The 20,356-nt window shown below is 65.5% G+C and carries 21 protein-coding genes; 11 read left to right on the top strand and 10 right to left on the bottom strand.

All coding sequences use genetic code 11. From position 1 onward, the window contains the following. Nucleotides 1-24: 24 nt before the first annotated feature. Nucleotides 25-1,290 (top strand): tyrosine--tRNA ligase, encoded by a 1,266-nt coding sequence (gene tyrS, locus I6L48_RS00930; RefSeq protein ID WP_216987688.1) that lies wholly within the window; start codon nt 25-27, stop codon nt 1,288-1,290. Here the strand turns inward: tyrS and I6L48_RS00925 are convergent. After that, a complete protein-coding gene (locus I6L48_RS00925) occupies nt 1,285-2,190 on the bottom strand; it encodes a LysR family transcriptional regulator (protein WP_216987687.1) in 906 nt (301 codons plus the stop codon). The genes tyrS and I6L48_RS00925 overlap by 6 nt on opposite strands. Before the next feature lie 116 nt (nt 2,191-2,306). Between I6L48_RS00925 and I6L48_RS00920 the strand changes: the two genes are divergently transcribed. Next, on the top strand, nt 2,307-3,413 hold the full coding sequence (locus I6L48_RS00920) for an NADH:flavin oxidoreductase (protein ID WP_113069004.1): 1,107 nt from the start codon (nt 2,307-2,309) through the stop codon (nt 3,411-3,413). Nucleotides 3,414-3,492: 79 nt separating this feature from the next. On the opposite strand, the gene yrfG is transcribed toward I6L48_RS00920, so the two are convergent. Further along, nucleotides 3,493-4,161 carry a GMP/IMP nucleotidase gene (gene yrfG / locus I6L48_RS00915; protein WP_041211711.1) on the bottom strand — a complete coding sequence of 223 codons (669 nt, stop codon included), beginning with the start codon at nt 4,159-4,161 and terminating at the stop codon, nt 3,493-3,495. 147 nt (nt 4,162-4,308) lie between these two features. Here yrfG and nudE point away from each other — a divergent pair, with 147 nt between their 5' ends. From nudE to I6L48_RS00900, 3 genes are all read left to right on the top strand, one after another. Continuing rightward, nucleotides 4,309-4,917 carry an ADP compounds hydrolase NudE gene (gene nudE, locus I6L48_RS00910; RefSeq protein WP_039040577.1) on the top strand — a complete coding sequence of 203 codons (609 nt, stop codon included), beginning with the start codon at nt 4,309-4,311 and terminating at the stop codon, nt 4,915-4,917. Between the two features lie 44 nt (nt 4,918-4,961). Then, on the top strand, nt 4,962-5,774 hold the full coding sequence (gene cysQ / locus I6L48_RS00905; RefSeq protein ID WP_010675709.1) for a 3'(2'),5'-bisphosphate nucleotidase CysQ: 813 nt from the start codon (nt 4,962-4,964) through the stop codon (nt 5,772-5,774). Nucleotides 5,775-6,185: 411 nt separating this feature from the next. Then, on the top strand, nt 6,186-7,454 hold the full coding sequence (locus I6L48_RS00900) for an aromatic amino acid transport family protein (RefSeq protein WP_180898658.1): 1,269 nt from the start codon (nt 6,186-6,188) through the stop codon (nt 7,452-7,454). An 84-nt stretch (nt 7,455-7,538) separates the two neighbouring features. Here the strand turns inward: I6L48_RS00900 and I6L48_RS00895 are convergent, their stop codons facing one another. The 3 genes from I6L48_RS00895 to metJ form a co-directional block, all read right to left on the bottom strand. Continuing rightward, complete coding sequence (locus I6L48_RS00895; protein WP_010675707.1) at nt 7,539-7,877, bottom strand: tRNA-binding protein; 339 nt, start codon at nt 7,875-7,877, stop codon at nt 7,539-7,541. Nucleotides 7,878-7,961: 84 nt separating this feature from the next. Continuing rightward, a complete protein-coding gene (locus I6L48_RS00890) occupies nt 7,962-8,720 on the bottom strand; it encodes an AraC family transcriptional regulator (protein ID WP_052815545.1) in 759 nt (252 codons plus the stop codon). 35 nt (nt 8,721-8,755) lie between these two features. Further along, on the bottom strand, nt 8,756-9,079 hold the full coding sequence (gene metJ, locus I6L48_RS00885; RefSeq protein WP_005327165.1) for a met regulon transcriptional regulator MetJ: 324 nt from the start codon (nt 9,077-9,079) through the stop codon (nt 8,756-8,758). 223 nt (nt 9,080-9,302) lie between these two features. Here metJ and metB point away from each other — a divergent pair, with 223 nt between their 5' ends. Together metB and I6L48_RS00875 are read left to right on the top strand one after the other, a co-directional pair. Next, the gene (gene metB, locus I6L48_RS00880) at nt 9,303-10,481 is read left to right on the top strand and encodes a cystathionine gamma-synthase (RefSeq protein WP_010675705.1); all 1,179 of its coding nucleotides are present in this window, start codon (nt 9,303-9,305) and stop codon (nt 10,479-10,481) included. Continuing rightward, the gene (locus I6L48_RS00875) at nt 10,481-12,934 is read left to right on the top strand and encodes a bifunctional aspartate kinase/homoserine dehydrogenase II (RefSeq protein WP_113069003.1); all 2,454 of its coding nucleotides are present in this window, start codon (nt 10,481-10,483) and stop codon (nt 12,932-12,934) included. The genes metB and I6L48_RS00875 overlap by 1 nt, the downstream gene beginning before the upstream one ends. Nucleotides 12,935-13,001: 67 nt before the next feature. Here I6L48_RS00875 and I6L48_RS00870 read toward each other — a convergent pair whose 3' ends face one another. Together I6L48_RS00870 and I6L48_RS00865 are read right to left on the bottom strand one after the other, a co-directional pair. Continuing rightward, nucleotides 13,002-13,691, bottom strand: a complete 690-nt coding sequence (locus tag I6L48_RS00870; protein ID WP_010675703.1) for an LrgB family protein — start codon at nt 13,689-13,691, stop codon at nt 13,002-13,004. Continuing rightward, nucleotides 13,684-14,085, bottom strand: a complete 402-nt coding sequence (locus I6L48_RS00865) for a CidA/LrgA family protein (RefSeq protein ID WP_039040574.1) — start codon at nt 14,083-14,085, stop codon at nt 13,684-13,686. The genes I6L48_RS00870 and I6L48_RS00865 overlap by 8 nt, the downstream gene beginning before the upstream one ends. 128 nt (nt 14,086-14,213) lie before the next feature. Between I6L48_RS00865 and I6L48_RS00860 the strand changes: the two genes are divergently transcribed. Further along, the gene (locus I6L48_RS00860; protein ID WP_113069002.1) at nt 14,214-15,089 is read left to right on the top strand and encodes a LysR family transcriptional regulator; all 876 of its coding nucleotides are present in this window, start codon (nt 14,214-14,216) and stop codon (nt 15,087-15,089) included. A gap of 15 nt (nt 15,090-15,104) precedes the next feature. Here I6L48_RS00860 and I6L48_RS00855 read toward each other — a convergent pair whose 3' ends face one another. The 3 genes from I6L48_RS00855 to I6L48_RS00845 form a co-directional block, all read right to left on the bottom strand. Then, nucleotides 15,105-15,935 carry a transporter substrate-binding domain-containing protein gene (locus I6L48_RS00855; protein ID WP_225159575.1) on the bottom strand — a complete coding sequence of 277 codons (831 nt, stop codon included), beginning with the start codon at nt 15,933-15,935 and terminating at the stop codon, nt 15,105-15,107. Further along, entirely contained in the window at nt 15,919-16,752 is an 834-nt protein-coding gene (locus I6L48_RS00850; RefSeq protein WP_080767875.1) for a hypothetical protein, read from the bottom strand. Before I6L48_RS00850 ends, I6L48_RS00855 begins: the two co-directional genes overlap by 17 nt. Nucleotides 16,753-16,905: 153 nt before the next feature. Continuing rightward, a complete protein-coding gene (locus tag I6L48_RS00845) occupies nt 16,906-18,333 on the bottom strand; it encodes a PLP-dependent aminotransferase family protein (protein WP_113069000.1) in 1,428 nt (475 codons plus the stop codon). 252 nt (nt 18,334-18,585) lie between these two features. On the opposite strand from I6L48_RS00845, the gene I6L48_RS00840 reads away from it, so the two are divergent. Genes I6L48_RS00840 through I6L48_RS00830 form a run of 3 tightly spaced genes read left to right on the top strand, consistent with a single transcriptional unit; the run spans nt 18,586 to nt 20,266 of the window. Then, nucleotides 18,586-19,053 carry an OsmC family protein gene (locus I6L48_RS00840; RefSeq protein ID WP_113068999.1) on the top strand — a complete coding sequence of 156 codons (468 nt, stop codon included), beginning with the start codon at nt 18,586-18,588 and terminating at the stop codon, nt 19,051-19,053. Between the two features lie 18 nt (nt 19,054-19,071). Then, nucleotides 19,072-19,509, top strand: a complete 438-nt coding sequence (locus I6L48_RS00835; RefSeq protein WP_042878345.1) for a rhodanese-like domain-containing protein — start codon at nt 19,072-19,074, stop codon at nt 19,507-19,509. Continuing rightward, nucleotides 19,499-20,266, top strand: coding sequence for a GNAT family N-acetyltransferase (locus I6L48_RS00830; RefSeq protein WP_225159573.1), 768 nt, complete (start codon nt 19,499-19,501; stop codon nt 20,264-20,266). The genes I6L48_RS00835 and I6L48_RS00830 overlap by 11 nt, the downstream gene beginning before the upstream one ends. Nucleotides 20,267-20,356: the final 90 nt, after the last annotated feature.

The following is a 20,356-nucleotide window of genomic DNA, read 5'->3' as shown; positions in this document are numbered from 1 at the left end:
TTTCTCTTGCTGTTGGAGCCCCCCATGACAAATCCTCACCTGCTCGATGAGCTGACCCAGCGCGGCCTGGTGGCCCAGAATTCCGACCCGGTGGCGCTGGCCGACCATCTTGCCACCCCTCGCACCGTCTACTGCGGCTTCGATCCCACCGCCGGCAGCCTGCACATCGGCCATCTGGTGCCACTGCTGATGCTGCGCCGCTTCCAGTTGGCGGGCCACACCCCGGTGGCGCTGGTGGGCGGGGCCACCGGCCTGATCGGCGATCCCAGCTTCAAGGCAAGCGAGCGCACCCTCAACAGCGCCGAGACGGTGCAGGGCTGGGTCGCCAGCCTGTCGGCCCAGATAAAAGCGCTGCTGCCGGCGAGCGAAGGGCTGGCGGCGCCGCTGCTGGTCAACAACGCCGACTGGATGGGGCAGATGTCCGCCCTCGATTTTCTGCGGGACATCGGCAAGCACTTCTCGGTCAACGCCATGCTGGCCCGCGAATCGGTGCGCCAGCGCCTGGCCCGTCCGGATCAGGGCATCTCGTTCACCGAGTTCTCCTACACCCTGCTGCAATCCCAGGACTTCGCCGTGCTCAACCAACGCCTCGGCTGCACCCTGCAGATCGGCGGCAACGACCAGTGGGGCAACATCACCAGCGGCATGGACCTCACTAGGCGGCTGCATCAGGCCCAGGTCTATGGCATGACGCTGCCGCTCATCACCAAGGCCGATGGCACCAAGTTCGGCAAGACCGAGGGGGGCGCTATCTGGCTCGACCCGGCGCTCACCTCCCCTTACGCCTTCTACCAGTTCTGGCTCGGTACCGCAGACGAGGATGTCTACCGCTTCCTGCGCTACTACAGCTTTATGCCGCTGGCCGAGATTGAGGCGCTGGAAGCGGAGGATGCGAAGCGGCAGGGGCGCAAGCTGGCCCAACAGGTGCTGGCGGACGAGCTGACCGAACTGGTACACGGCAAGGGGGCGCTGGCGGCGGCGCAGCGCATCAGCGAATCGTTGTTCAGTGGCGAGGTAGCCCGCCTTGGGGAGAGCGATCTGGCCCAGCTGGCGCAAGATGGCATGCCAAGCAGCTGCATCGAGGGGGAAACGGATCTGGTGACCCTGCTGGTGGAGTGCGGCCTGGCCAACTCGAAGCGGATCGCCCGCGAGCTGCTGGCGGCGGGAGCCGTCAGCGTCAACGGTGCGATCCGCCGGGATGAGCCGCTCACCGCCGACGATCGGCTGTTCGGCCGCTACCTGCTGCTGCGCCGGGGCAAGAAGCAGTACCACCTGGTGATCTGCTCATGAAGGGGTGAGCGCCTCGATGACGTAGTCGAGGAAGTGGCCGACCAGGGCCGACTCGGCCCGGCGCTGGGTATAGAGGGCGTAGAAATGGGCCCCCTTGGGGCGATAGTCCGGCAGCACTTCGCGCACCACCCCCTCGGCCAGCTCGGCCGCCACCAGGTAGCGCGGCAGGCGGGCTATCCCCAGTCCCTGGCGCATCCCCTGGTGAATCGCCTTCTTGCTGCTGAAGGCCAGTTCGCCCGCTACCTCGAGAGGGATCTCGCGCCCCTGGGCAAGCAGGGGCCAGCACTCGTGGCGGCCGTACTCCTGGCTGCGGGTGATGAGACTGTGCTGGTGCAGATCCTGCGGTGTGGTGAGGGGCGGGTGGCGGTCCAGGTAGTCGGCGCTGGCGCAGAGCACCAGATCGTCCACCGCGATGGGGCGCGCCAGGTAGGGCTGGGTGCCGAGCTCAGTGCTGCGAAACGCCACGTGCAGGTTGTCGCGCAGCAGGTCGGCCGGGGTATTGCTGAAGTCGGCGATGATCCGCACCTCCGGGTGGTCGGCGCGAAAGCGCAGCAGCACCGGAGTCAGCACCACTTCTCCCCAGAGAGCCGGCGCCGTGATGCGCAGCTCCCCGCACAGTGCCGAGCGGCGGCGCTGCAGGCCGTCCAGCAACTGCTCGTGCAGGGCGATCATCTGGTCGGCCTGGCGGTAGGCGAGCTCTCCTGCGTCGGTCAGTTGCACCCGGCGGGTGGTGCGACTCAGGAGCACGCTGCCGAGGCTCTGCTCCAGGTGGCGCAGATCTTTTGACGCCTTGCTCGGGGTGATGCCGAGCTGGGCCGCCGCCGCGGCGAAGGATCCACAGCGGACGATGGCGACCAGCAGGCGCATCAGGTAGAGGGTGTCGAGCTTGTGGTGACTCATGAGGGGTGGCCTATTGTGTCTTGCTGGGAATGAATGTCTTGCTTGTGCGCCTGATTATATCCTGGTGGCCCGGGTTTATAGTGGCCGCCATGCCATTGCGATCCCGGGAGAGGACGATGAACAAGACACTGGGCGACAGCTTCCACTTCGAGCGAGCTGGATTGCGGCTCAAGAACCGGGCCGTGCTGGCCCCTTTGACCCACAACATGAGCGGCGCAGGTGGTGATCCCGGCCAGGCCGAGCTCGACTGGCTGGCGCGCTGTGCCCGTGGCGGCTTCGGCCTGCTCATCGCCGCCGCCACCCAGGTGCAGCCCGGCGGACGCTGCTGGGCGGGGCAGCCTGCCCTGATGACGGACGCTCAGCAGCAGGCCTTCACGGCCCTGGCCGACAGTGCGCGGCAGGCCGGGGCGCTGGCGGTGGTGCAACTGCATCACGGCGGGATGCGGGCTCTGCCCGAGCTGAACGACGGGGTGCCGGTCGGCCCGTGCGCGCTGGCGCCGGGCGGGCGTTACCCCCTCGGGGTCAAGGGGCTGAGCGAGGAGGAGATTCTGACGCTCATTGACGCCTTTGTGATCGCTGCCGAGCGGGCCCATGGCGCCGGCCTGCACGGGGTTGAGCTGCACGCAGCCCACCACTTCCTGCTCTGCAACTTCCTCAACCCCCTGCACAACCGGCGCACCGACCGCTGGGGGGGCAGCCTCGCGAACCGGGCGCGGATCCTGGTGGAGATAGTGCGCGGCATTCGCGCCCGTCTACCCCGGGGCTTCTTGGTCGGGGTGCGTCTCTCCCCCGAGAGCTATGCCCATATCCAGGGCATCGAACTGGCCCATCAGCTGGCGGTGGCGCGCCTGCTGGCGGACGAGGGGATCGACTACCTGCACTTCTCCATGGGGGACAGCTTCAAGGCGGTGGCGGGGGATCCCGACGGCGGCGCCCTGCTGGAGGCGGTAAGGGTCGGGTTGGCCGGGCGGGTGCCGCTCATGGTGGCGGGCAAGATTAGCGACGCAGATTCGGCGGAGCGGGCTCTGGCCGGTGGCGCCGATCTGGTGGCGGTGGGCACGGCGGCCCTTGGCAATCCGGACTGGATGGAACGGGTGAGCCGCGGCCTGCCTCTGCATGCAGCCCCTTTCACGGCGGCGCACCTCACGGAGGTCGGCTTCACCCCAAGCGCCCTCGACTACCTGGCCGGCATGGGGGTGCTGGCCCCGCGCAATGCGGCATGAGGGCTTTCATGAACGGTATGCGCTCGGCAGGCTGTTGAGCTGATGTGACAAGGCCCTCGTGAAGAGGGCCTTGGGCGTGTCAGGCGCCGAGAGGGAGCAGGTCGGCGTAGTCGTCGAGCGCCGGGAAGTGCTGGAAGGTGAGCGGCGGCATCTGGCTGTCGGGGTGACGGATGCCGAGCTGGTGGGCAATGCCGAACTCGGCCGAGGCGGCCAGGATCCGCTCGCTGTCATCCACGAAGAGGGTGCGGGCCGGGTCGAACGCCAGCCGCTCGGCCAGTGCCTGCCAGCAGTGCTGGCTCTCCTTCGACCACCCGAGCTCATGGGTGCTCACCATCAGATCGAGGTGCTGGGCGAGGCCGAGGCGTGCATCCTTCACCGACAGGCTGGCGGGATGGGCATTGGTGAAGAGCACCACCTGCTTGCCGGCGGCCTTGAGTGCGGCAAGGAAGGGAATGACGTTGGGGCGCCACTGGATCTTCTCCAGGATCTCCTGTTTGAGGGCGCGGATGTCGAGCCCGAGCGTCCGGGTCCAGTAATCCACGCAGTACCAGTCGAGCGTGCCGTTGACCGCATGATAGTGAGTGTCTATCTGCGCCTTCGCCTCGGCCAGCGGCAGGCCGAGTCGCTCGGCGTAGCGCGCCGGCACCAGGGTTTGCCACAGATGGCTGTCAAAATGGAGATCGATCAGGGTGCCATCCATGTCGAGCAACACGGTATCAATCTGGTGCCAGGGCAGGGGAGTCGACATGGGGCCTCGAGATGTCTGTGGTGATGGGAAAAACGGGGCGCATTATAACGGATTTTTCAGACATCTTTCCCCTCTTTGCCCCGTGGTGTTCGGCAGGGGAGTCGTTTACTCTTGAAACACGATTTTTTAACGAGCAGTCAGCCCCCGATGAGCGATCCCCACAAGCGCAATCCCGTCCACCTCAGTGTCGAGACCATGGCCCATGACAAGAGCAAGCCGGAGATCCTCAAGGCCGAGATCGTGGCCGAGAGCCGGCTGTTCAAGGTGGAGTCCCTTCACCTGAAATTCTCCAACGGCGAGGAGCGGGTCTACGAGCGGATGCGCGGCGGCAACCGGGGTGCCGTCATGGTGGTGCCCCTGTTCGATGCCCACACCCTGCTGCTGGTGCGCGAGTACGCGGCGGGCACCCACTCCTACGAGCTGGGTTTCCCCAAGGGATTGATAGACCCCGGTGAAAATGCCTTCGAGGCGGGCAACCGGGAGCTGATGGAGGAGGCGGGCTTCGGGGCGAGCAGCCTGACCCTGCTCAAGCAGGTGTCGCTGGCGCCGGGGTATTTCTCCAGCCGGATGGACATCTTGCTAGCGCGGGATCTCTACCCCGAGCAGCGGGTCGGTGACGAGCCCGAGCCTCTCGAGGTGATCCCCTGGCCCCTCAACCGGATCGACGAGTTGCTGGCACGACCGGACTTCACCGAGTCGCGCAGCATCAGTGCCCTGCTGCTGGCCAGCAAATGGCTGGCGGAGCAGGGAAATTAGCCCGCAGAGGGTCTGTTTGGTAATCAGAGGCAGAGGTAAGCACCATGCAGGAGTTGTTGGCCTGGATACCCGAGGTCAAGGAGATCGCCCGTGAGGCGGGCAGGATCCTTCACGAGATCTATCGCGGCGGTCAGTTCGAACGCCAGTTGAAGGAGGATGCGACCCCGGTCACCAGTGCCGATCTTGCTGCCGATGCCTACCTCAAACAGGCGCTGGCAGCGCTCACTCCCCATGTCCCCGTGCTGACCGAAGAGGCGGCCGACATCCCCTTCAGCCAGCGTGCGAACTGGCGCCAGTACTGGCTGGTGGACCCGCTGGACGGCACTGGTGAGTTCATCGCAGGCAGCGGCGACTTCGCTACCCTGATCGCCCTGGTGCGGGACAATGTCCCGGTGCTCGGGGTCATCTATGCCCCCGAATCCGATCTGCTCTACTGGGCGGTGCGTGGTCACGGCGCCTTCAAGGAGGCGAACGGCGAGAGCCGTCCCATCAGCGCCATCCATCATGAACACGATCAGCCAGACTCCCTGGTGGTGGCCATCAGCCGCCGCCAGAAACTGGAGAACCTGACCCGTCGCCTCAACCCGGCCATCCACTACGAGCTGATCCCGCTCGGCTCCAGCTCCCTCAAGTCCTGCCTGGTGGCGGAAGGCGTGGCGGATTGCTACGTGCGCCTGGGCCCTACCGGGGAGTGGGATACCGCTGCCGCCCAGTGCATCGTGGAGGCGGCAGGGGGGCGCATCCTCAGCCTGGCGCTGCAACCGCTGAGCTACAACGAGACCGAGTCGCTGGAGAACCCGGACTTCATCGTGATGGGGGACCCGGATCTCGCCTGGGGTCGCATTCTGGCCCACTGACGGGTCGACCAGCTCGCAGGGAATGCAATCAGGCGACCACAGGGTCGCCTGATTGCATTGGTGTGATCCACTGGCTGGTTACGGGGATTTCAGGGAGATTCGCTAGTGATGGCGATAACGGCAGTGGATCATCACATCCAATCTGGCTGCACTGGCATAAATTTCAGTAAATTCTGAAAACATGCATTTCATCGAAACAAAAAATCGACGTCGATTTTGATTTTGGTTTTATATTCCTAACTTTTGGTTAATGTCAGGATTAATTGAATAATCCGGGGTGAAATTTCCTCCCAATCTCACTGGTGGAACAGGGCTTTGCCAGTGAGATCTGCCAACCTCCCTTTTTGAGAATTAAATGCTAAAGGAGCACAATATTTTTAGATTTTAATACTACGTAGAAGTGATTTATCGATGAGTTTATCTGCAGACGTCTCACGGGAGCTGTCCGGTTCCCCCTCCACCATGGCCAGCACCGGCTGGCGTCGCCACGACACCCACTGGGTCATCAGCCTGTTCGGCACCGCCGTCGGCGCCGGCATTCTATTCCTGCCCATCAACCTGGGTCTGGGGGGGATCTGGCCCCTCGTCATCGTCGCCGTGCTGGCCGGTCCCATGACATTCCTGGCCCACCGCGGGCTGGCGCGTTTCGTGCTCTCGTCGTCGCGCCCCCAGGCCGACTTCACCGAGGTGGCCGAGGAGCATTTCGGCAAGATGGCCGGGCGCCTCATCTCGGCGCTCTATTTCCTCTCCATCTTCCCGATCCTGCTCATCTACGGCGTCGGGCTGACCAACACGGTGGAGAGCTTCATGGTCAACCAGCTCGGCCTAGCCTCCCCGGATCGAGTGATGCTCTCCGGCGTGCTGGTGTTCGCCATGATCGCCGTGATGCTGGCCGGCGAGAAGGCGATGCTGCGGGCCTTCGCCGTCATGGTCTACCCGCTGGCGGCGATCCTGCTGGCCCTCTCCTGCTACCTCATTCCCCAGTGGCAGTGGCCGGAAGTGACCGCCTTTGAAGGCGCCAGCTTCCTCAACACCGTCTGGCTGGCGCTGCCGGTCACCGTGTTCGCCTTCAGCCACGCCGCCGCCATCTCGGGCTTTGCCAACGTGCAGCGCCGGGAGTACGGGGAGCAGGCCGAAACCAAGAGCGGCCTGATCCTGCGCAACACCACCGTCATGCTGGTGGGATTCGTGCTCTTCTTCGTCTTCTCCTGCGTGCTGAGCCTCTCCCCGGCCCAGTTGGCCGAGGCCAAGGCCCAGAACGTCTCCGTGCTCTCCTATCTCGCCAACATCACCGACAACCCGGTGATCGTGACCCTGGGGCCGCTCATCGCCTTCATCGCCATCAGCTCCTCCTTCCTCGGCCACTTCCTCGGTGCCCGCGAGAGCCTGAAAAGCCTGATCGCCAAGCCCACCGGCCTGCCGCTGGCGAAGGCGGACAAGCTCGGCATCGCCCTGATGTTCTTCGCCATCTGGGGCGCCGCCATCATCAACCCGGGCATTCTGGGGTTGATGGAGACCCTCTCCGGCCCTGTCATCGCCATGATCCTCTTCATCATGCCGGTGGTGGCCATCTACAAGGTGGAGGCGCTGGCCGGCTTCCGTCACCGTTGGGTCAACGGCTTCATCCTGCTGACCGGTGCCCTGGCGGTCTCGGCCCTGCTGTTCAGCCTGCTGAAATAAGCCAGGCCGTCAGCATCAAGCAAGAGAGGAGACCCCCGGGGGTCGCCTCTCTTGCTTCTGCTCTCTGGTTGCCTTGCCGTCGTCTCACCCCAGCTTGGCGCCGTTCTCCACCGCCTGCTCGGGGATGGCGATCACCACGGCGCCATCCGGGCGATAGAAGCCGGTCAGCAGAAACTCCGACTGGATGGGGCCTATCTGCTTGGGGGGAAAGTTCACCACAGCGACGATCTGGCGGCCCACCAGATCCTCCGGTCGATAGAGGTCGGTGATCTGGGCGCTGCTCTTGCGCACCCCGAGCTCGGGGCCGAAATCCGCCCACACCTTGTAGGCGGGGCGGCGCGCCTCGGGGAAGGGCTCGACCCGCACCAGGGTGCCCACCCTGAGCTCCACCATCTCGAAATCCTGCCAGCTTATGGTCTGCATCTTGGCTCCTCGTTGCCCATACCTTGCATGAGCCTCAGCATGCCTCGAGTGCCCGGGAATTGTCTTCGGCAAAGAGCCGACCGATTACGGCAGGCAGCCGTTTTGCCGGCGCCAGAGGGAAGGGGTCAGTCCGGTCTCGGCCAGGAAACGCTCGGCAAAGGCCCCCTGGTTCTGGTAGCCGCAGCGGCTGGCCACCTCGCCGACTGGCAGCCGGGTGCGGGCGAGCAGGGTGCGGGCCAGCGCCATGCGCCGCATCCTGAGGTAGTGGGAGACGCTCGTGCCCACCTGCTGGCGAAAGGCGTGTTTGAACTGGCTCAGGCCGAGGCAGGCGATGGCGGCAAGTTCCTCGTTGGTGAGGGGGTCTGCGAGGTGGGCTTCCATATGACGCTGCACCTTGGCGATACGAGGGGCTATGCGGGGAGCGACGGCGGGGCCCATGCCGCGTCCCTCGGTCAGCAGCCCGAGCCACACCTGATCCATGCCGGCCACGTGGCGCCCCTCGGCCACCATGCGGTGCAGGAAGGCGAGGTAGTGGCGCTGGGCCTCATCCAGCTCGACGAAGGGGTGGTCCCCCAGGGCGGCTGGCAGCCAGTGACTCTCCTGCACCAGAAACACGTGCGCCGGATCGGCGGCGTAGTCGTGGCGAAGGCCAGGGGCGATGATGCAGGCAAAGCCGGGCGCGAGGCGACATCCCCGACCCTGCACCTCGATCTCGAGGGGGCCGACGAGGGGGATCACCAGCTGGGCGTGGTCATGACTGTGGCTCTGCATGTCGCTCTGGTAGTGACGCAGGCTGAAGGGGGAGGCGGCAGATAAGCATGACGCGGCACCGGGCCGCGTCATTGAAAGGGATGCATCGTTCGCCATGGGCAGCCGCATTACTCGGCGTCGAAGTCTTCGATCTCTTTGCCAAGGGCTTCCATGATGGCGCGGGCCTCGGCGGGGACGCTGTCCGGGTGATCCTTGCGCAGGTCGTCGTCACAGGGCAGCGGCTGGCCGGTGAAGGCGTGCAGGAAGGCTTCGCAGAGCAGCTCGCTGTTGGTCGCATGACGCAGGTTGTTCACCTGGCGACGGGTGCGCTCATCGGTCAACACCTTCAGCACCTTGAGCGGGATCGAGACGGTTATCTTCTTGACCTGTTCGCTCTTCTTGCCGTGCTCTGCATAGGGGCTGACGTAGTCGCCGTTCCACTCTGTACCCATGTTCCACCTGTAGTCGTTTGGCCGTGAGCGCGGATTTTAACCCTTAAGGAATTCAATGGCAATCCAACAGCAAAGCCATTTAGACGTCTAGAAGTGTTGACGGCTTTTTTAAGGTGGCGTAGTGTGGTGCACCATGGGCCGGCAGTCCGGCCAGCGAAAATGAGAGCGGGGCTGGACGACCCACGAGGCGGACCGGCTCCGGCAACCCATCAAGGAGAGTGACATGACCCACAAGGCCACCCTGGCGGTACGCACCGGGATTGAGACAGACACGCAGCACGGTGCCGTGGTGCCCCCCATCTACCTCTCCAGCAACTACACCTTTGCCGACTTTGGCGAGCCCCGTCAATACGACTATGCCCGCTCCGGCAACCCGACCCGCACCAATCTGGCGGATGCCCTGGCGGCCCTGGAAGGGGGGGCCGGCGCCGTGGTGACCGGCACCGGCATGGGGGCCGTTCACCTGGTGACCACGGCTCTGCTCAAGGCGGGGGATCTGCTGATCGCCCCCCACGACTGCTACGGCGGTACCTGGCGCCTGTTCGAGTATCTGGCGGCCAAGGGCCACTACCAGGTGCAGTTCGTGGATCAGGGAGACGAGGTGGCGCTGGCCGCCGCGCTGGCCCAGAAACCCGCACTGGTGTGGGTGGAGACCCCCTCCAATCCGCTGCTGCGGGTGGTGGACATCGCCGCCATCGCCGAGGCCTCCCACGGGGTGGGGGCCCAGGTGGTGGTGGACAACACCTTCCTCTCCCCCTTGCTGCAACAGCCCCTGGCCCTTGGTGCCGACGTGGTGGTCCACTCCACCACCAAGTACATCAACGGCCACTCCGACGTGGTAGGGGGTGTGGCGATCGCCAAGGATCAGGCTCTGGCCGACTCCCTGGTGTGGTGGGCCAACTGCCTGGGGCTCACTTCCGGTGCCTTTGACTCCTACCTCACCCTGCGGGGCCTGCGCACCCTGGCCCCGCGCCTGCGCACCCATCAGGAGAACACGGATCGCATCCTCGCCTTCTTGCAGCAGCAGCCGCTGGTCAAGCGGATCTATCATCCCAGCCTGCCGAGCCATCCGGGCCACGACATTGCGCGCCGTCAACAGTCCGGCTTTGGCGCCATGCTAAGTTTTGAGCTCGATTGCAACGAGACGGGGCTGCGCGCCTTCCTCGCGGGGCTGCGCCTCTTCTCGGTGGCGGAGTCCCTCGGCGGGGTGGAGAGTCTGGTGGCCCATCCGGCCAGCATGACCCACAGGGCCATGACCCCGGCGGCCCAGCAGGCGGCGGGCATCAGTGCCCAGTTGCTGCGCCTGTCGGTGGGGATCGAACACGGTGAGGATCTGGTGGCCGATCTGGCCCAGGGGTTTGAACAGGCGCAGTTGGCACAACAGGCAGAGCAGGTGAAGTAATGGAACAACAACAAGGAGAGTGTGTGGTGGCAACAGAGGCAGTCTTCAAGCGGCGCCATGTACACAAGTTCGGCGGCAGCAGCCTGGCGGATCCGGTCTGTTATCGCCGGGTCGCCAGCATTGTCGAGCAACAGGTGGGGGGCAACGAGCTGGTGGTGGTCTCCGCCGCGGGCAAGACCACCAACCGGCTGATCCAGCTGGTGGAGCTGGCGGAAGCGGGGGATGAGGCCGCAGGCGAAGCCATCACCGCCCTGCACGCCTATCAGCAGAGCCTGATCGACGGCCTGCTGGAAGGGGATCTTCACCTCGATCTGAGCCAGCAACTGACGGACGACATGCAGCTGATCGCCAAGACCCTGGAGGGGCAGTTTGACCGCTTCGAGCGCAACGGCCTGCTCGCCTTTGGCGAGGTGTGGTCCGCCCGTCTGCTGGCTGCCCTGCTCACCAGCCGGGGTGAGGCGGCCGCCTGGCTCGATGCCCGCAGCTTCCTGCGCGCAGAAGACGGCGCCCTCATCAAGGTGGATACCGCCCTCTCCAGCGAGCTGCTCAAGGCTCGGCTGGCCGAGCACGCCGGTCGCATCGTGGTGACCGGCTTCATCGCCGCCGACATGGAGGGGCGTTCCCTGCTGCTGGGGCGCAACGGCTCCGACTACAGTGCCAGCCTCCTGGCGGCGTTGGCGGACGGCGAGTCCACCACCATCTGGAGTGACGTGGCCGGGGTCTACAGTGCCGACCCGCGCCGGGTGAAAGAGGCGCGTCTGCTGGAGCGCCTGAGCCTGGCCGAGGCCAACGAGCTGGCGCGCCTGGGCTCCTCGGTGCTGCATTCGCGTACCCTGCAGCCGGTGGCCGACAGCCGCCAGCGCCTCACCCTGCGCTGCAGCTACAATCCGGACGAAGGCTGCACCCACATCCTGCGCCGTGCGCCCCGCTCCGGCGGTGCCCGCATCGTCTCCTCGGTGGATCAGATAGCCCTCATCGAGCTCAAGGTGCTGCCGCAGACTGACTTTGAGCAGACAGTGGCGGCCATCGAGGCCCATCTGGCCCGCCATCGCCTCCATCCGCTCACCCTGCAGCGCCAGCCGGATCGGCGGGTCCTGCGTCTTGCCTACACCCTGGAGGTGGCACAAGGGGCCTTCGAGGTGCTCCGTGACTTCCAGTTGCAGGGCAACTTTACCGGCCTCATCCAGAAGGAGGGGTTCAGCCTGGTCGCCCTGGTGGGGGCCGGCGTCACCGACAATGCCGAGCAGTGCCATCGCTTCTACCAGCTGCTGGCGGATCAGCCTCTCGAGTTCGTGCAGGTGGCCAAAGACGGCCTGAGCCTGGTGGCCGTGCTGCGCCAGATCGTGCTGGAGCCGCTGCTCATCGCTCTGCACAGTGCCCTGTTCAGCCGCCCGACCCGGGTCGGGCTGGTGGTGTTCGGCAAAGGCAATATCGGCGGTCACTGGCTGGGGCTCTACGCCCGCGAGAAGGCGCGCCTCGAGCATGAGCTCAATCTGGCGCTCACCCTCTACGGGGTCTTCGACTCCAAGGGCGGGCTGCTGGACGAAGAGGGGCTGGATCCCCTCAAGGTACAGGACAACTTCCATCCCAAGCCGCTCATCTGGCCGGAGCTGCTCTCCCAGCTGGAGCAGCACAGTTTTGACTCCCTGATCGCGCTCGACATGACCGCCAGCGAGACGGTGAGCCGCTACTACCCGGACTTTGCCCAGCTCGGCATCCACATCATCGCCGCCAACAAGTTTGCCGGTGCCGCCGACAGCGAGTTTTACCAGCGCATCAAACAGACCTGTCGCGACCACCAGGTGCAGTGGCGCTACAACGCCACCGTGGGGGCCGGGCTGCCCATCCAGTCCAGCATCCAGATGCTGCGCCAGAGCGGCGACCGCATCCAGGGGGTTTCCGGCATCTTCTCCGGCACCCTCTCCTGGCTGTTCCAGCAGTATGACGGCACTCGCCCCTTCTCCGAGCTGGTGGACGAGGCGTGGCAACACGGCCTGACCGAGCCGGATCCCCGGGAGGATCTCTCCGGTCAGGATGTGCGCCGCAAGCTGCTCATCCTGGCGCGGGAGGCGGGCTTCGAGCTCGACTCCGCCGACATCGAGCTGGAGAACCTGGTGCCGGTGGCCCTGCGCAAGGTGAGTGCGGATCAGTTCATGGACAGGCTCAAGGAGCTGGATGACCCTATCCAGACCGCCTTCGAGGGGGCGCGCCGGGTCGGCAAGGTGCTGCGCTATGTCGCCCGCTTCGAGCACGACGGCAAGGCCCGCGTCGGGCTGGAGGCGCTGGAGCCCCATCACCCGTTTGCCAACCTCTTGCCCTGCGACAACGTGTTCGCCATCGAGAGCGACAGCTATCGCACCAACCCCCTGGTGATCCAGGGGCCGGGAGCGGGCCGGGAAGTGACGGCCGCCGCCATCCAGTACGATCTCTGGCAGATCTGCGCCAGCCTCTGAGGCTGCGTGACACGATGCAATGAGCAGAGGCGCCCCAGGGCGCCTCTTCTGTTATCGGGTGGCGGAGTTACCAGAACAGCCTGCCCAGAAGGGGGGCGAGCAGCACGGTGGCCATGCCGGCGATCATCATCACCATGCTGGAGACCACCCCCTCCTCGTTGCCCATCTGATAGGCCCTGGCTGTCCCGGCCCCGTGGGCCGAGGCACCAAAGCCCGCGCCCTTGCCAAGGCGGCTGCGGATGGCGAGCACGGTGAGCACGCTTTCTCCCACCGCCATGCCGATGACGCCGGTCAGCACCACGAACAGGGCGGTGAGATCGGCGTTGCCACCCACGGAACGGGTCGCCTCCACCGCGAAGGGGGTGGTGATGGATCTCATGGCCATGCTGCGCTGCAACAGCTCGGAGAGATTGAGCCAGCGGGCCAGCAGCACTGTGCTGCCCACCGCCATTACCACGGACGCCACGACCCCGACCGAGAGGGAGAGCCAGTGGCGGCGCATCAGCTGGCGATTCTCGTAGACGGGCACCGCGAAGGCGACGGTGGCAGGGCCCAGCAGCCAGAGCAGCCAGTGGGATTCGGCCATGTAGTCCCGGTAGGGAATGTGGAACAGCATCACCACGGCCACCAGCAGGGTGGGGGCCAGCAGCAGCGGCATCAGGGGCAGGATGCGCTTTTTGCCATAGAGCCATTTGCTGGCGTAGTAGAAGAGCAGGGTCAGGGCGAAGCAGAGCAGGCCGAGCAGGGTGTCAGACATGGCGGCGACTCCGGCGGGCCAGCTTCAGCTCGAGGCGATAGACCCTGTCCACCACCAGCGCCGTGGTGCCGAGCACCAGCACGGTGCTGACGATCAGGACCACCATGATGCGCCACCCCTCCTGCAGCAGCAGCTCCTGATAGTTGACCACGGCCACTACGGCAGGGACGAAGAAGAGCAGCATCTCCGCCAGCAGCCAGCGGGCCCCGGCACTGAACCACTGGGCCTTGACCACCCCGAGCAGGATGCAGACCAGCAGCAGCAACATGCCGGTGAGGTTGGCGGGCAGGGGCAGGTGCAAGGTGCGCACTGCGATGTCGGCCAGCAACCAGATGGCCGCCAGCAGGGCGATTTGGAAGGGGGTTTGCAACCAGCGAAGGCAGAGGGTTTTCATGGCAAGCATCTTTCTGTGAACCTGCTCACAGTATAGAGAGGGACCAAACCTGCAAAAAATGAATTTAAATTATCAAAATCATGCCAAAGAGGCATGATTTAGCCAGCCATCCCCGTCAAGAGAGCACCATGGATATTCGAGCCCTGCGTTACTTCGTCGAGCTGGTGCGGGAGCAGAGCTTCACCCGCGCCTCCGAGAAGCTGTTCGTCACCCAGCCCACCATCAGCAAAATGATCCGCAACATGGAAGAGGAGCTGGGCCAGCCCCTGCTGAGCCGGGTCGGCCGCCGCTTCACCCTGACCGACAGCGGCCAGGTGCTGTTCAATCGGGCCCAGACCATCCTGGAGGAGATGCAGCAGCTGGAGGCGGAGCTGGCGGATCTGCAGAGCCTGCAATCCGGGCGTCTTGCCCTCGGCATCCCGCCCATGGTGGGTCATGTCTATGCGGATCTCATTCGTACCTATCGCAGCCGCTACCCCGGTGTGGAGCTCTCCATCGTCGAATATGGCGGGCGGCGCATCGAGCAGGCGGTGTTGGCGGGGGAGCTGGATCTCGCCATCACCATGCTGCCGACCAGGGAAGAGGGGGCCCTCTGCGCCCTGGATCTGGACAGTTACCCCATCCGGGTGGTGCTACCGGACCTGCCCCGCTGGCGCGAGGGTGGCGAGATCCGGCTGGAGGCTCTGCGGGACGAACCCTTCCTGCTCTATACCCAGGCCTTCACCTTGAGCGAGCGGCTGGAGCAGGCCTGCGAGCAAGCCGGGTTCGTGCCCCAGGTGGCGGCCCGCAGCAGCCAGTGGGACTTTCTTACCGCCATGGTGCGAAGCGGCATGGGGGTCGCCTTCCTGCCAGAGCCCATCTGCCGGCGGCTGACGCCGGATGGGCTGGTGTTGCGCCCTCTGGCCCCGGCGCTGAGCTGGCGGCTCGGGGTGATCTGGCCAGGGGATCGCTACCTCTCCCGCACCGCCGAGGCCTGGCTTGCCCTGTGCCGCGAGCAGGGCTGAGGAGCGGGTCTGGGGTTAGGGGGTCCCCGGTGACGCCATGCCTGTGACGAAGCGGGCATAGGCTGCGGAGTGTCGCACCTCCTCAATCTCGTCCCACACCTGTTGGCTGAGATCGGGGTGAGCCTGATGGAAGGGGTGGGAGAAGATGAGGTAGTAGGGTTTTCCGACCAGGGGAGGGGTGATCCGCTCGAGTGTGGCCTGCAACTGCGGGTGGGCGGCCAGGGTCCGTTCTGCGACCCCGGTTTGCAGGGCGGCGGCAACGACGCGCTGCATCGCGACCTTCTTGAGCAGGATCAGTGGCTCCCTGCTGGAGTCATCCACCCTGACACCGCTCTCCTGCAACTGGGCGACGATGGAGAAACCGGACTGCGCCGCAATGACGCCATGGGCGACGAGCTGCCGGCCATCCCAGCGAACCTGTCCGCCTTGTGGCTGGTAGAGGCTGTAGCTCTCGGTGAGCAGGCGCTTGGCGGGATCAGGTGCCCCGTGTCGCATGGGATAGACCCCTATGGTGCGAGCACGCTCTTCGCTGTAGCTCAGCTTGACGGCGGCATCGAGCTGGCCCTGGCTGACGAGGGAGAGGCAGCGTTTCCAGGGCAGGGGGGTGAGAATGATGGGATGCCCGATCCGGTTTGCCACCTCCTTGAGGTGGAACTGCACTATCCCCTCGCCGGACATCAGCAACCAGGGAGGCGAATCGCTGTTCTCCATGCAGGCACGAATGCTGCCTGGGGCGGCCATGACGCAGGTCGGCAGCAACCAGAACAGCAGCGCCAGGCAGAGAGTGCGCAAGGGGAGCCTGCCTGACAGGGGAGAACCGGCGAGCCAGTCAGGGAGCGATGCCAAAGTCATCCCTCATCGGGTCATAGAGATAGGCGCGGTAGTCGGTGCTTTCGTCGGGCAACTGCGGGTTGGTCAGCCGGAAGATCTGGCGTGAATCGAGCCGGGCAAAGACCAGGGAAGGCTGGAAATGATGGCGCCAGAGGCGCTGCAGGGAGCCATCTTTCCAGGCCAGTTGCAGGCCGCGCAAAAGGCGCTCGCGCTCCTTGCTGTAGGTGGCGTGGCTATAGAGGGAGTGGATGAGCGGATAGAAGAGGGCGACATGGCTATCCACGGTCAGCCCCGGCAGGCCGGGTCTGTGGTTTTTCCACTCGCTCAATATCTCGTTGGCACCACGGCAGAAGAGATCGATCCGGCCACGGGCCACCAGGCGAAACAGTGACTCATAGTTATCCACCTCCTGCACCCTGAAGCCGTTGTAGCGAAGGATGTCGGCATCCCGCCAGCCTGTGCCCACCCCTTGCGTGAACTGCTGCAACTGGGACAGGGTGTGAACCCCGGCAAGTGCCCGGGCACGGGCGCTGCCGACAAAACAGACCCGGTAGCCGAGCACGCCCAGATCGATGGGGAAGGGGACCAGGCTGACGCCGGGTTGAGGGATCTCCTGGGGCCAGCTGTCGACGATGAAGAGGGCATTCTTGCCCGGCGTTTGCACTTCGAGCCGCATCCTCGCCTTGTTCATCCTGATGGCATCGAGCAGTTCATAGTCGCCGTAATCGGGCCGTGTTTTCTCCAGCGCCAGCCGCATCGCCGCCCGGTAATAATTCATGCGGACATCCTGTTGGGTTTCCCCGGTGATCAGGGTGAAGCGGGTGGCCGCCATCGTGAGGGACGGGAGGGAGAGGGCGAGCAAAAGGAGCAGGATTCGATGCATCTTGACCGGGTTCGGCAACGGGATTGTGCCCAGTATAGACGGGCCATACCCGTCGACACAGCGCTATCAGGCTCTGGCAGATCTGACCTCTTGAGAAGGGGGTCATGCGGATTGCATCAAGAGACCCAGGCGGCGACAGAGTTGGCGCAGCGTCTGGTTGTCGAGGCAGCCGAAGCCGAGCAGCCACCCCTCCAGCGTCGGCGGTCCCAGGTAGAACTGGCCCAGATGACGCAGCCCCAGCCCGCAGGCGTTGGCGGCATCGGTCCAGCGCGCCTCGCCACCGGGGGGCAGCAGCACGGCGCACTGCAGGCCGGCGCCGCTGTGGATGGGGGTGAGCCCCGGGCAGTGCTCGGCCAGTTCCGCCAGCAGCAGATCCCGTCTGCTCTGGTAGAGGAGGCGGCTCTGGCGCAGGTGGGTGGCGAAGTGCCCGCCCCGGATGAAGTCTGCCGTGACCGCTTGCTGCAACTGGTTGCTGTGGCCGTCGACGGCGGCCCGGGCGCGGCAGAAGGAGTCCATCAGCGGCCTGGGCAGCACCAGGTAGGCGAGGCGCAGCGAGCCGAACAGCACCTTGCTGAAGGTGCCCACATAGATCACCCGCCCCTGGCCGTCGAGCCCCTGCAGGGCGGGCAGGGGACGCTGATCATACTGGTACTCCCCGTCGTAATCGTCCTCCAGGATCCAGGCGCCGTGACGCTCTGCCTCGGCCAGCAGCGCCATGCGGCGGGGCAGGCTCATGGGGACGCCAAGGGGATACTGGTGTGCCGGGGTGCAGTAGATGAGGCGCGGTGCAGGATGATCCCCATGAGGGTTGAGCCCCTCTTCATCCACCGGCACCGGATGCACCCGGGCACCGGCGCTCTCCATGGCGGTGCGAGCCCCGGGATAACCGGGGTCTTCCACCCAGACGGTGTCACCGGCATCGATGAGCAACTGGGTTGCCAGCAGGATCCCCTGCTGGGAGCTGGTGAGGATCAGGATCTGATCCGGCTCGCACACCACGCCGCGTGACTGCACCAGATAGCTGCTGATGGCGGCGCGAAGTTCCCCAAGCCCCTGAGGATCCCCGTAGTTCATCCAGTCGCTGGCGCGCTGGCGCCACTGTTGCTGCATCAGCCGACCCCAGAGTGCCTGGGGGAAGAGACGGGGATCCGGCTGGCTGGAAGCAAAGGTGGTGCCCACCTCGGGCACGTCATGACAGGCGCCACCCAGGGCCATCTCCTGGCCGCGGCGGGAGAGGCCCGCCGCTGACTGGGGCGGGCGCGGCGCGGGGCGCACCGCCGCCAGGGCGACAAAGCTGCCGGCGCCCACCTTGCGCACCAGATACCCCTCCGCCTCGAGCCGGCCATAGGCCAGTTCCACCGTGCTGCGGGAGATCCCGAGATCCCGGGCCAGGAGACGGCTGGCGGGCAGGCGGCTGTGCAGGGGCAGGTGGCCCGCCAGGATGGCCTCGCGCAGGGTACGCACCAGTTGTTCGTGCAGGGGCAGATCCCCTTGTTGCTGGCTGGCGAAGAGCGTTGGCAGAACGGTCATGATGCGCTCCCGTTGGCGCGGGGGTTGCGCCCCTTTCGAGGCAGGGATCCTGCCCGCAGGGCATGGCGCGGCTGTGGGGCTGGCGACCGACGGGCAGAGCGGGTGGGGTGGATGGTCATGGTGGCGGCTCGATGAAATTGGTCTGCCCATATTGGCAAAATTGGTCGGCGTGGCAAGGCCATTTTGTCGCTACATTGGTGGTCACAGGGTGGCGCCAGCGGGCGGCACGGATTGGCAACACAAGGAGTCTGCATGTCGGAATACAGTGCCACCATCAGTTGGCAGCGGGGGGAGCACGAGCCCTTCGTCGATCAGCGTTACAGCCGGGCCCATGAGTGGGCGTTTGATGGCGGGGTCAGGGTGCCGGCCTCCTCCTCTCCCCATATGGTGCCGCTGCCTTACTCGGTGGCGGAACATGTGGACCCGGAAGAGGCGTTTGTGGCGGCCCTCTCCAGTTGCCACATGCTCACCTTCCTCTGGCTGGCGGCGAAGGCGGGCTATCGGGTAGAGAGCTACCGGGACGAAGCGGTCGGCATCATGGCGCAAAACGGGCAAGGTCGCCTCGCCATGACCCGGGTCACCCTGCGTCCCAGGGTGATCTTCGGGGGAGAGCGGGAGCCCGCTCTGGCGGATCTGGAGCAGTTGCACCACCAGGCCCATGAGGAGTGCTTCATCGCCAACTCGGTCAACACCGTCGTCACCACAGAGATCGTCATCTAGTCATCAGGAGCGTTCAGGATGAGTCATGTATTGAGCACAGGGGTGGCAGGGGCCGCCGAAGCCAGCGCCTTTTTCGAGGCCCAACTGAAGTTTCGTACCGATCCGGCGGATCTGGCCGCCGATCTGCTGGCCGGGGCGGCGGGGATCGTGGTCATCGATACCCGCTCCCCCGCACACTATGCCGAGGGGCACATTCCCGGCGCCATCTCCTTCCCCCACAGGACCATGACGGCGTCGACCACGGCGGTACTGGACCGGAACCTGGTGTATGTCTGCTATTGCGACGGCATCGGCTGCAACGGTTCGACCCAGGGGGCCTACAAGCTGGCGTCCCTCGGGTTTGAGGTCAAGGAGTTGATAGGGGGTCTGCACTGGTGGCGTCAGGACGGTTTCGCCGTCGCCACGGGCAGCGAGCCCGGAGTGCTGCTGGAAGGGGGAATTGCCTGTGCCTGTTGAACGTTGCAATGAGGGGGGCGACGCCTCCCTGTCCGGCGCCGCCCTTTTCAACGACTTTGGGCAGCCTCTGGGGCGTGCGCTGCCAGAATGGCGCGGCGCCGAGTTCCCTCCCCACCGCGCCCTGCATGGCTGGGGCTGTCGTCTCGAGCCCCTTGATCCCGAGCGCCACCTGGGGGATCTGTGGCAGGCGTTCGGTGCCGACAGCGGGGCCATGTGGACCTACCTGACCAGCGGCCCTTTCGCGGACGAGGCCGCCATGGGGGTCTGGCTGCGGGAGGTGGCCACCAAGCGGGATCCCCAGTTCTACGGCATCATCGACGAGGGGAGCGGACGGGCGCTGGGACTGGCGAGCTACCTGCGCATCGATCCCCTGGCGGGCAGCATCGAGGTGGGCTGGCTGCACTTCTCCCCCGCCATGCAGCAGTCACGGCTGGCGACGGCGGCCATGGTGTTGATGATGGCCAATGCCTTTGCTCTGGGATACCGGCGCTACGAGTGGAAGTGCAATGCCCTGAACCTGCCTTCGCGCCAGGCTGCCCTGCGCCTGGGCTTTCACTATGAGGGGACCTTCCGTCAGACGCGGGTGGACAAGGGACACAACCGGGATACGGCCTGGTTCTCCGTTATCGACAGCGAGTGGCCCGCCCTGAAAGGGTGCTTCGAGCGCTGGCTGGAGGACGGCAACTTCGACCATGCCGGGCGTCAGCGTCGCCGACTCTCCGAACTGACCGCCGCCTGCCGCTCTGCGGCGTGTTGAGGGCGGCAGATCACCCGCGGGGACGGGGCGGTTTCCGGTCGGGTTCCTTGGGCGCTTCGCCCGCAAGGCGCCAGATCCGACATCCAGACG

This window comes from Aeromonas sp. FDAARGOS 1418 (assembly GCF_019048585.1).
In the GTDB taxonomy this organism is placed as follows: domain Bacteria; phylum Pseudomonadota; class Gammaproteobacteria; order Enterobacterales; family Aeromonadaceae; genus Aeromonas; species Aeromonas caviae.
The sequence above is the reverse complement of the archived record's forward strand: the minus strand, read 5'-3'. Positions and strand labels throughout refer to the sequence as shown.